Annotated in this window: 9 protein-coding genes and 1 tRNA gene; 9 read left to right on the top strand and 1 reads right to left on the bottom strand. The window is 68.3% G+C overall.

Annotated features, from left to right (window positions below; all coding sequences use genetic code 11):
• The 9 genes from AC07NG_RS18175 to AC07NG_RS18135 all read left to right on the top strand — a co-directional run bounded on the left by AC07NG_RS18175 (nt 1) and on the right by AC07NG_RS18135 (nt 9,192).
• Nucleotides 1–77: transfer RNA gene (locus tag AC07NG_RS18175), tRNA-Met, on the top strand.
• Between the two features lie 83 nt (nt 78–160).
• Nucleotides 161–619 (top strand): MaoC family dehydratase, encoded by a 459-nt coding sequence (locus AC07NG_RS18170; RefSeq protein WP_494595477.1) that lies wholly within the window; start codon nt 161–163, stop codon nt 617–619.
• 63 nt (nt 620–682) lie between these two features.
• Nucleotides 683–2,071: a serine hydrolase domain-containing protein gene (locus tag AC07NG_RS18165; protein ID WP_494595475.1), complete on the top strand. Its 1,389-nt coding sequence runs from the start codon at nt 683–685 to the stop codon at nt 2,069–2,071.
• 17 nt (nt 2,072–2,088) lie between these two features.
• Nucleotides 2,089–2,886, top strand: coding sequence for a dienelactone hydrolase family protein (locus AC07NG_RS18160; protein ID WP_494595473.1), 798 nt, complete (start codon nt 2,089–2,091; stop codon nt 2,884–2,886).
• 237 nt (nt 2,887–3,123) lie between these two features.
• A complete protein-coding gene (gene rbfA / locus AC07NG_RS18155) occupies nt 3,124–3,600 on the top strand; it encodes a 30S ribosome-binding factor RbfA (protein WP_494595471.1) in 477 nt (158 codons plus the stop codon).
• Between the two features lie 3 nt (nt 3,601–3,603).
• Nucleotides 3,604–4,536, top strand: a complete 933-nt coding sequence (gene truB / locus AC07NG_RS18150) for a tRNA pseudouridine(55) synthase TruB (RefSeq protein WP_494595469.1) — start codon at nt 3,604–3,606, stop codon at nt 4,534–4,536.
• Between the two features lie 14 nt (nt 4,537–4,550).
• Nucleotides 4,551–4,820 (top strand): 30S ribosomal protein S15, encoded by a 270-nt coding sequence (gene rpsO / locus AC07NG_RS18145; RefSeq protein ID WP_058348691.1) that lies wholly within the window; start codon nt 4,551–4,553, stop codon nt 4,818–4,820.
• A 262-nt stretch (nt 4,821–5,082) separates the two neighbouring features.
• Nucleotides 5,083–7,233, top strand: coding sequence for a polyribonucleotide nucleotidyltransferase (pnp, locus tag AC07NG_RS18140; RefSeq protein ID WP_487290212.1), 2,151 nt, complete (start codon nt 5,083–5,085; stop codon nt 7,231–7,233).
• Between the two features lie 156 nt (nt 7,234–7,389).
• Nucleotides 7,390–9,192, top strand: a complete 1,803-nt coding sequence (locus AC07NG_RS18135; RefSeq protein ID WP_494595467.1) for a hypothetical protein — start codon at nt 7,390–7,392, stop codon at nt 9,190–9,192.
• Here the strand turns inward: AC07NG_RS18135 and AC07NG_RS18130 are convergent.
• On the bottom strand, nt 9,189–9,860 hold the full coding sequence (locus AC07NG_RS18130; RefSeq protein WP_487290210.1) for a TorF family putative porin: 672 nt from the start codon (nt 9,858–9,860) through the stop codon (nt 9,189–9,191). The genes AC07NG_RS18135 and AC07NG_RS18130 overlap by 4 nt on opposite strands.
• Between the last annotated feature and the right edge of the window lie 120 nt (nt 9,861–9,980).

The raw sequence follows: 9,980 nt of genomic DNA, 5'->3' as shown, positions 1-9,980 counted from the left end.
CGCGGGGTGGAGCAGCCCGGTAGCTCGTCAGGCTCATAACCTGAAGGTCACAGGTTCAAATCCTGTCCCCGCACCCACTATTCTACGAAGCCCCCAGCATCTCGCCGGGGGCTTTCGTCGTTTTCGGCCCCGTTTCAGGCGTCCCTTCAGGATTCCACGCATGACCGACCGCTATCTGGACGACCTGACCGTCGGCGAGACCTGGACCGGCGAGCCCTTCACGCTCTCGCAAGCGGAGATCCTCGACTTCGCCCGCGCCTATGATCCGCAGCCGATGCATGTCGATCCCGAGGCGGCCGCCGCGGGCCGGTTCGGCGGGATCATCGCCAGCGGCTGGCACGTGGCCTCGCGGGTGATGCGCGAATATGTCGACACCGCCCCGTTCGGCGCGACGCCGATGCTGGGCATCCGCATCGACGAACTGACCTGGCAAAAGCCCGTCCGTCCCGGCGACACGCTGACCGTGCGCCGCGAGATCGTCGAGGTCACGCCCTCGCGCTCCAAGCCCGATCGCGGCACGATCCGCACCTTCACGACGGTGACCAACCAGCACGGCGAGACGGTGCTGACCTTCTTCAACCTGATCCAGATGCCCGCCCATGCGGGGATGACCCTCTAGCCGCTCTTGCCTCGCGCGCCGACGCGGCCCCACTGTGCCGTCTCCAGTGCGAGGGGGCTTTCGATGCGGCGACGGACGGTTCTGGCGGGCGGTTTGGCCCTGGCCCTCATGCTGGCCGCACCCGCCCTGGCCGCGCCGCTGTCTCCCGACAAGACCCGCGAGATCGACGCCATCGCCCGCGAGGTGCTGGCCGCCACCGGCGCGCCCTCGGCCTCGGTCGCCATCGTCGAGGACGGCGAGGTGGCCTACGCCAAGGCCTATGGCCAGGCCCGGCTGTCGCCCGCCGTGCCCGCGACCACGACCACCCGCTACGGGATCGCCTCGGTCAGCAAGCAGTTCACCGCCGCGGCCGTGCTGCTGCTGGTCGAGGACGGCAAGGTCACGCTCGACGATCCGGTCGGCAAGTACATCCCCGGACTGACCGAGGGCGACAAGATCACCCTGCGCCAGGTGCTGTCGCACACCGCCGGCTATCGCGACTACTGGCCCCAGGACTTCGTGTTCGAGGCCATGCGCGCGCCCACCACCTCGCAAAAGATCCTCGACGGCTGGGCGCGCATCCCGCTGGACTATCCGCCCGGGGAGCAGTGGCGCTATTCCAACACCGGCTTCGTCATCGCCGGCCTGGTCGTGGAGAAGGTCTCGGGCGAGCCGCTGGTCGCGTTCCTGAAGCGCCGGATCTTCGATCCCCTGGGCATGACCGGGGTCACCGAGGACGACAGCAAGCCGCTGTCGCCGCCCGACGCCGGGCACTACACGCGCTATGGCCTGGGGCCCGTGGTCCTGGCCGACAAGGAGGCGCCCGGCTGGCTGTTCGGCGCGGCCGAGCTGGCGATGACGCCGTCGGACCTGGCGCGCTGGAACCGGGCGATGATCCGCCGCGAGCTGCTGAAGCCTGCCTCGTGGGAGGCGATGACCACCTCGGTGGATCTCTCCAGCGGCGTGCCGGCCGGCTATGGCCTGGGCGTCTCGGTCAAGGTGCGCGACGGGGCCACGTCGATCAGCCACGGCGGCATGCTGTCGGGCGTGCTGACCAGCAACACCGTCTGGCCGGCCGAGAAGCGAGCCGTGAGCGTGATCGCCAACGCCGACTTCGGCGACCCGCAGACGGCCATCTCCCAGCGCGTCGCCTTCCTGCTGCGGCCCTCGACGGGTGCGACCGCGACGGCGCGCAGCCTGGTCGCCCAGTTGCAGGCCGGCCGGATCGACCCCGCCCTGCTCACCGACAACGGCCGCGCCTGGTTCACACCCGCGCGGCTGACCGACTTTGGCCGGAGCCTCGCGCCGCTGGGTCCGCTGCGCATGCTCGAGGGCCAGGGCGTCCAAGTCCGGGGCGGCATGACCTGGTACGGTTTCGACGCGGCGTTCGGGGCGAGGACCCTGTCGGTGTCGATGCGGCTGACGCCCGACGGCAAGGTCGAGCAGTTCCTGATCGGGCCCAAGGCGGGCTGAGCACGAAGGGGGAAGCGATGGCGGACGCGTTGGACGAGGCGGCGCTCGAAGGCTTTTCCCGGTTCGATTTCGTCCATGAGGGCCGCACCCGCCCGGTTTGGCGCATGGGGACGGGGCCGGCGGTCATCGTCATCCACGAGATCCCCGGCCTGCATCCCGGCGTGCTGGACTTCGCCCGCGACGTCGCCGCCGGCGGCATGACCGTCTTCTGCCCCAGCCTGTTCGGCGAGCCGGGCAAGGGCGTGACCAAGCGCTATATCGACGCCACCACCTTCCGCCTGGCCTGCGTGCGGCGCGAGTTCGCGATCTGGCGCGGCGGACGCTCCAGCCCGGTGGTCGACTGGCTGAAGGCCCTGGCGCGAAAGGTTCACGCCGAGTGCGGCGGCAAGGGCGTCGGCGCGGTGGGCATGTGCTTCACCGGCGGTTTCGCCCTGGCGATGATGACCGAGCCGGTCGTGGTGGCGCCGGTGCTGGCCGAGCCGTCGCTGCCGGTGCTCGACAAGGGCGGGCTCGACGCCTCGCCGGCCGAGATCGCCTGTGCGAAGGCGCGGTTCGAGGCCGAGGACCTGTCGCTGATCGCCCTGCGCTATCGCAGCGACCGCCACGTGCGCGACGCCCGGTTCGAGCGGCTGAAGGCCGAGTTCGGCGAGCGGGCCGAGCTGATCGAACTGGAGGACGCCGACGCCAACGCCTACCGCGTGATCCCGCCGCATTCGGTGCTGACCCTGCACCTGGATCGCGATCGGCCGGACGGGGCGGGCATGCAGGCCGCGCGGCGGGTGGTGGAGTTCTTCCGGGAGCGGACAGGGGCTTAGCGCGGTCGGGTGAGGGGTCTCTCAAGAGGATCCGTCGCCGCGGCGGTGAGGCGGTATGAGGGGGCCGATGTTTGAGAGACCCCTCATCCGTCAGCTTCGCTGACACCTTCTCCCGCAAGGGGAGAAGGGCATAAGGCTGGACTTTCTGGCCTTACGCGCCTAGACACCGCGCCTTCGATTTTCCCCCGCGTTCCCGGCGTTCGATCCGCCGGCCGGGCTGCAAAGGCTATCCGCGCCATGAAGCGCCATTCCGAAAAAACCAAGAGCGGGCCCGTGGGTCCCTCGCAACGCCAGCTCCGCGCCGGCGAACTGATCCGCCACGCCCTGGTCGACATCCTCCGCGGGGAGGAACTGCAGGACGAGGCCCTGACGGGCGTCTCCGTCACGGTTTCCGAAGTTCGGATGAGCCCCGACCTCAGGCACGCCGTCTGCTTCGTCGAGCCGCTGGGGGCGGGTCTCGCCGACCAGGGCGCGGCCCAGAACGTCGACGAGATCATCAAGGGCCTGAACCGCGTCGCCAAGTTCCTGCGCGGGCGCCTGGGCCGGTCGATCGACATGAAGTTCACGCCCGACCTGAAGTTCCTTCACGACGAGAGCTTCAGCACGGCCGCCTATATGGACAAGCTGTTCCTCGATCCCAAGGTTCTGCAGGACACCGATCGTCGCCTGAGCGACGTCCTCGACGAAGACGACGATCAGGGCTTGGGGGACTAATCCATGGCGCGCCGCAAGAAGGGCGACGCCGTCTCCGGCTGGGTGTGCCTGGACAAGCCCTACGACCTGACCTCGACCAGCGCGGTGTCCCGCGTGCGCCGGGCGTTCAACGCCCAGAAGGCGGGCCACGCCGGCACGCTGGATCCGCTGGCCACCGGCATCCTGCCGCTGGCCTTGGGCGAGGCGACCAAGACCGTCCCGTTCCTGATGGACGCCGACAAGGCCTATCGCTTCACCATCGAGTGGGGCCGCAACACCACCACCCTCGACCGCGAGGGCGAGACCACGGCCTCGTCCGACGTGCGGCCCTCGGCGGAGGCCGTCGAGGCCGCGCTCGGCGCCTTCGTCGGCGAGGTCGATCAGATCCCGCCGAACTATTCGGCCATCAAGGTCGACGGCGAACGGGCCTATGATCTGGCCCGCGACGGGGTGGAGTTCGAGCTCCAGACCCGCAAGGTGACCATCCACGCCCTGCGCCTGCTGTCTGTCCCCGACGTCGATCATGTCGAGCTGGAGATGGAATGCGGCAAGGGCACCTATGTGCGCGCTGTGGTCCGGGATCTGGCGGCCGCGCTCGGCGCCTGTGGACATGTCAGCCAGCTTCGCCGAACGCGGGTGGGCCAGTTCGCCGAGGATTCGGCGATAAGCCTGGAAAGTCTCGAGAATTTGAGCTATGAGGCCCGCCTGTCGGAGGCATTGCTTCCGGTCGAGACCGCGCTGGACGACATCCCGGCGTTGGCCGTGACCGACGAAGACGCCTTTCGGCTTGCGCAAGGACGCGCCATCGTTCTGCTACCCAGGCAGGTGGAACAGCTGAAAGCCGAGCTCACGCCCGGCGATCGCACTGTTTCCGCCATGTCCGGAGAGCGCCTGGTGGCCTTGTGCGAGATGCGCGCCGGAAAGCTCAATCCGGTGCGGGTCTTCCAACTCACCTGAGCGGAGACAACCCGATGTCGATCACTGCCGAGCGCAAGAGCGCTCTTATCGCCGAACACGCTCGCACCGAGGGTGACACCGGCAGCGCTGAAGTCCAGGTCGCGATCCTCTCGGAGCGCATCTCGAACCTGACCGAGCACTTCAAGACCCACAAGAAGGACAACCACAGCCGTCGTGGCCTGCTGAAGCTGGTTTCCCAGCGTCGCCGTCTCCTCGACCACCTGAAGAAGTCCGACGAAGGCCGTTACGCGGCTCTCATCGAGAAGCTGGGTCTGCGCCGCTAAGGCGCATTTCCGCCGCCTTACTCCGGTAGGGCGGCGGAACGCTTTTTAGGGTCAGCCGTCTCGAGACAGGCCGAGACGGAGGGCCCGAGGGTTTCGCTCCAGGTGGAGCGGCGCCCCGTACGTGCGGGGGTTCACGTCCTCAAACCCCGCCTGTCGCATTAGGATGAGGATCATCGGGTCGGCCCCCAAAGCTCTTCGAGCAGGCCGTCCGCCCCTGTCCACCCCCGACGGGAATCCGCCCGCGGGAACCGAAAGAAGAAAAATGTTCGATATCAAACGCAAGACGATCGAGTGGGGCGGCAAGACGCTGGTCCTCGAAACCGGTCGCATCGCCCGTCAAGCCGACGGCGCCGTTCTGGCCACCATGGGCGAAACCGTCGTCCTGGCCACCGCCGTGTTCGCCAAGAAGGCGAAGCCCGGCCAAGATTTCTTCCCGCTGACGGTCAACTACCAAGAGAAGACCTTCGCGGCCGGCAAGATCCCCGGCGGCTTCTTCAAGCGCGAAGGCCGTCCGTCGGAAAAGGAAACCCTGGTTTCCCGCCTGATCGACCGTCCGATCCGTCCGCTGTTCGTCAAGGGCTTCAAGAACGAAGTCCAAGTCGTCGTCACCGTGCTGCAGCACGACCTCGAGAACGATCCCGACATCCTGGGCATGGTGGCCGCCTCGGCCGCCCTGGTCCTGTCGGGCGCCCCGTTCATGGGCCCGATCGGCGCCGCGCGCGTCGGTTACGTTGACGGTGGCTACGTGCTGAACCCGACGCTCGACGAGCTGAAGGAAAGCAAGATGGACCTCGTCGTGGCCGGCACCGCCGAAGCCGTGATGATGGTCGAGTCGGAAATCCAGGAACTCTCGGAAGAGATCGTCCTGGGCGGCGTCAACTTCGCCCACAAGGAAATGCAGACGGTGATCGACGCGATCATCGAGCTGGCCGAACACGCCGCCAAGGAGCCGTTCGACTTCCAACCGGAAGACACCGACGCCCTGAAGGCCGAAGTGAAGAAGGCCGTGGGTCAGGATCTGGCCGACGCCTACAAGATCCAGGCCAAGGGCGAACGCGTTTCGGCCCTGGGCGCCGCCAAGGCCAAGGCCATCGAGACCTTCGCCAAGAGCGATGCGAACCCGGCCGGCATCGACCCGCTGAAGCTGGTCTCGGTGTTCAAGGAACTGGAAGCGGACATCGTCCGTCGCTCGATCCTCGACACCGGCATCCGCATCGACGGCCGCACCGTCGACAAGGTCCGTCCGATCCTGGGTGAAGTCGGCATCCTGCCGCGCACCCACGGTTCGGCCCTGTTCACCCGCGGCGAGACCCAGGCGATCGTGGTCGCCACCCTGGGCACCGGCGACGACGAGCAGTTCATCGACGCCCTGGAAGGCACCTACAAGGAATCCTTCCTGCTGCACTACAACTTCCCTCCCTACAGCGTCGGTGAAACCGGCCGTATGGGCAGCCCGGGCCGCCGCGAAATCGGCCACGGCAAGCTGGCCTGGCGCGCCCTGCGCCCGATGCTGCCGAGCAAGGAAGACTTCCCCTACACCATCCGCCTGGTCTCCGAGATCACCGAGTCGAACGGCTCGTCCTCGATGGCCACGGTCTGCGGTTCGTCGCTGGCCATGATGGACGCCGGCGTTCCGCTGGTCCGTCCGGTCTCGGGCATCGCCATGGGCCTGATCCTCGAAAAGGACGGTTTCGCCGTTCTGTCCGACATCCTCGGCGACGAAGATCACTTGGGCGACATGGACTTCAAGGTGGCCGGCACCAGCGAGGGCCTGACCTCGCTGCAGATGGACATCAAGATCGCCGGCATCACGCCCGCGATCATGGAGCAGGCCCTGGCGCAAGCTAAGGGCGGCCGCGAGCACATCCTTGGCGAAATGAACAAGGCCATGGACGCGCCGCGCGAGGAAGTCGGCGACTTCGCTCCGAAGATCGAGACCATCACCATCCCGACCGACAAGATCCGCGAAGTGATCGGCACCGGCGGCAAGGTGATCCGCGAGATCGTCGCCACCACCGGCGCCAAGGTCGACATCAACGACGAAGGCACCGTGAAGGTCTCGGCCTCGGACGGCGCCAAGATCAAGGCCGCCATCGACTGGATCAAGTCGATCACGCAGGAAGCTGAAGTCGGCGCGATCTATGACGGCAAGGTCGTCAAGGTCGTCGATTTCGGCGCCTTCGTGAACTTCTTCGGCGCCAAGGACGGCCTCGTCCACGTCAGCCAGATCAGCAACGAACGCGTCGCCAAGCCGTCGGACGTGCTGAAGGAAGGCCAGATCGTGAAGGTGAAGCTCCTGGGCTTCGACGATCGCGGCAAGACCAAGCTGTCGATGAAGGTCGTCGACCAGACGACGGGTGAAGACCTGTCGAAGAAGGCCGAAGTCTCGCCGGAAGACGCCGTCAACACCTGACGCCGGCTTTCAGGTTCGACCTGAAAAAGTAGCGGGCGGCTCCGAAAGGGGCCGCCCGTTTTGCGTTTGGGGGGCAAGGTGCGGCGAGGGGCCGGACAAGCTTGTCTAAGCCCACGTCATGGCGCAACCTAGGGCTGATAGTCAGCCGGGTGGGCCTTGTTCTCTTCGTATCTCGCCGCCTGGGCGGCCGCTTTCGCGTCTGTGTTCCTGTTCGGGTCGCCGGTCCGGGCCGAGGAAGCGCCGCTGCTGCACGCCCGCACCGGCGCGCCCTTCGAAGAGATCTGTGACGCCAATCACTATCTCGTCTCGCCGAAGGGCGGCCTGGCGGCGGCGTTCGGGGCCGGGATCGTCGGCGTGCGCGGCCCGTTCGCCGGGTCGGTCTACGACGCCGCCTTCGCGCCGAGCGATTGCCTTTCGGGTCCTTGCGCCGGCTGGGTGAAGATTTCGGCCATGGCGCCGATCACAGGGGTCAGCCTCGACGAAACCTCGATGACCGTGCGCCTTCACGGCGGGGGCGTGTTCCGCATCGGCCTGGACGGCAAGGTCACGCAGATCGCCACGGTCGCGGACGATCCCTGCCGGGCGGCCGGCTACTATGTCGGTGGATGCGCGCGGCTGATGGTCAATGACGGCGCGCCGGAGGCGGCGTTGCAGTCGACCTTCGAGGGGCCGTCGCGACGAGTGTTCGGCTATGCCGAGGCGGCGGCCGGACCGACGGCGCCGCGCCGGATCCGCTGTGATGCGCCCGAACTCTGCGGCCTCTGGCCCACGCCGACCGAGGTGGCGCTGATCGCTTCCGCCGGAACGACCGTGCCGCTCGCCAAGGGGCGTCTGCTGCTCACCCGGGCCGAGCGCGAGCAGGCCTGCCGCGACCAGGGTCCCGACTGTCCGACCGGCGAGTTCATCCCGCTGCTGGATGGCCGGACGTCGGCCTATGTCGCGCCGATATCCGCGGAGGTGCTGAAGACTGGCCGTCATGCCGATATCGTCAGCTTCGCCTTCCGGGTCCCCGGGGGTACGCTGCTGGGCGTGGGAGACAGCGTGGCCTCACGACGCGTGGTGCTGACCTCCGCCGCGGGCCAGGTCTCACGCGCCTGCCCGCTTCGGCTAGGGGGTCTGCCTCCCGGCTGGAACGTCAAGGCCTTCACACCGCCGCCTGCGCGGGCTGAGCGTCGGCGGGTCATGGCCGGTTCGGCCGACCGCCCTATCAGCCTGTTCGTCGATCGGCCGGACGTCCCGACCCGGGGGACCTTGGTCTATTTCGACGGCGGCCCGGGCGGCGCGCCCGAGTTCGGTCATGGCGCCGTCGCCGTCACGGCGGTCAACCTGGGCGCGGTCGTGGTGCGCGCGGGCGTGGCGGGCCAGGACGGCCTGAGCGACGGCGCCTGGCGCCGCCTGGCCGCCGGCGGACGAGACGCGCTCGACGCCGACCTGGCCGCGCTGGAAGACGAACTGGCCGATCAGGCCCGGTATCCCCGTCCCCTGGTCCTGGCGGGCGACAGTTTCGGGGCCCTGCCCATCCGCGTGGCGCTCGAACGTGGGCGTCTCAAGCCCGATCGCGTGATCCTCAGCGTGCCGATGACCGCCTATCGTTCGCCCGCCGACATGGTCAGGGCGGACGAGGCGCGCATGGGCCGGCCCTATCCCGAAGGCCTGCGTCCGCGCATCGAGGCTTCGGTCGCGCGCAGCCAACTGATGCATGAGCGCGTCTTTGGGCCGGGCCTCGCGCCTGGCCGGCCGTTCCGGCGCTGGTTGGACGCCTTCGACGCCTGCCTGCTTCCGCCGGGCTCGCGCGTCTACCTGGCGCAGGCGGATGACAGGGTCTCCTGGACGCCGCCGACGGCCTGCGTCGGCCCGACCGTCGTCACCCTGCCCGGTTCGCACGACCTGGCCCTGGGCGGCCCGGCCTATTGGGCGGAGATCGAAAAGGTCCTGCCGACGATGCTTCTCGCGCCCTAGAACCCCGCCGTCACCGAGGCCACCACCGTGTCGGGGGCGCGGTCGCTGCCGATGTAGGCCAGGCCCAGGTCCACGGCCTTGATCTTGTGGTTCACGCCCAGCGACCAGTCCCACTTGCCGTCGGGGGCGAAGGCACCGTCCTCGTAGCCGAGCTGGGCGGCGATGGTCACGGGAACCTTGGGCGAGGTCCAGGCGGCGCGGACATAGCCATAGCGGTTGTCCATCCCGCCCAGGGCGTCCTGTTCGGGCGACCAGGCGAAGCCCAGACCGTAGGTCCAGTCGCCGAAGGCGCGGCTGGCCGAGATCGGCAGCTCCCAGTAGTCGACGTCCTGACCGCCGGGATAGCCGTAGCGGGCGGCCGAGACGTCGAAGGTCGTGCCGCCGGCGGTGAAGGTGTAGCCCAGGGCGACGTCCAGCTCGGTGGTCGCGCCGCCGTAGTCGTCGATGGTCGAGCCCCAGACCCAGCCGTAGAGGCCGTTGGCGGCCGTGGCGGTCAGCCCGCCCTGCAGCGCCGGTTGCTCGTCGGAGAAGGTCGCGCCCCGGAACCGGTAGTCCGACACCACGCCGATCTTGCCGGTGATCGTGACCGCGGGTTCGGCCGCGGTCTGGGCGAGGACAGGCGAGGCGAGGGCGACGGCCAGGGCGGCCCCGGCGAGGAAGGTGCGCATCAAGAACTCCGGATCTTGCCGATCCAGTGGACCGCCATTCGTGACCAGGGTCCTTACGGTTTTGGAAAAACAATGTCTTGCGGCCATCGGTCGCAGTTAACGAAGCGCTAGCGACGCGGC

Source organism: Caulobacter sp. GW821-FHT10C03, from assembly GCF_059415485.1.
This window is presented reverse-complemented; position numbering and strand designations above follow the sequence as displayed.

Bases quoted from the DNA above. Each gene is read 5' to 3' on its own strand.
- AC07NG_RS18170 (WP_494595477.1), top strand. From the start codon at position 161: ATGACCGACCGCTATCTGGACGACCTGACCGTCGGCGAGACCTGGACC.
- AC07NG_RS18165 (WP_494595475.1), top strand. From the start codon at position 683: ATGCGGCGACGGACGGTTCTGGCGGGCGGTTTGGCCCTGGCCCTCATG.
- AC07NG_RS18160 (WP_494595473.1), top strand. From the start codon at position 2,089: ATGGCGGACGCGTTGGACGAGGCGGCGCTCGAAGGCTTTTCCCGGTTC.
- rbfA (WP_494595471.1), top strand. From the start codon at position 3,124: ATGAAGCGCCATTCCGAAAAAACCAAGAGCGGGCCCGTGGGTCCCTCG.
- truB (WP_494595469.1), top strand. From the start codon at position 3,604: ATGGCGCGCCGCAAGAAGGGCGACGCCGTCTCCGGCTGGGTGTGCCTG.
- rpsO (WP_058348691.1), top strand. From the start codon at position 4,551: ATGTCGATCACTGCCGAGCGCAAGAGCGCTCTTATCGCCGAACACGCT.
- pnp (WP_487290212.1), top strand. From the start codon at position 5,083: ATGTTCGATATCAAACGCAAGACGATCGAGTGGGGCGGCAAGACGCTG.
- AC07NG_RS18130 (WP_487290210.1), bottom strand. From the start codon at position 9,860: ATGCGCACCTTCCTCGCCGGGGCCGCCCTGGCCGTCGCCCTCGCCTCG.